The organism is Mammaliicoccus sp. J-M41 (genome assembly GCF_022385935.1).
In the GTDB taxonomy this organism is placed as follows: domain Bacteria; phylum Bacillota; class Bacilli; order Staphylococcales; family Staphylococcaceae; genus Mammaliicoccus; species Mammaliicoccus sciuri_A.
This window is the reverse complement of record NZ_JAJNIR010000116.1, coordinates 1-217: the sequence shown is the minus strand read 5'-3', so window position 1 is coordinate 217 and position 217 is coordinate 1. Positions and strand designations below refer to the sequence as shown.

Here is a 217-nt window from a genome sequence, read left to right as displayed (position 1 = left end):
ACAAGTTTTGGGATTGTTAAGGGTTCCGAGGCTCAACGTCAATAAAGCAATTGGAATAAAGCAATATTTAGGTTAGAGAAAAATAAAAAAGTCCTGGTCTATAATAGACCAGGACTTTTTTATTTTTCGTTAGACCGCAACAACATTAGTTGCTTGTTCGCCACGTTGACCATCAACTATGTCGAAATCTACGCTTTGTCCATCTTCTAAAGATTTA

1 protein-coding gene is annotated in these 217 nt (G+C 35.9%); it reads right to left on the bottom strand.

The genetic code is table 11. The annotated features are described in order from the left end of the window. Positions 1–129 precede the first annotated feature (129 nt). The coding region (locus LQ686_RS14120; RefSeq protein ID WP_239709669.1) for a cold shock domain-containing protein at positions 130–217 on the bottom strand (88 nt) is incomplete at its 5' end.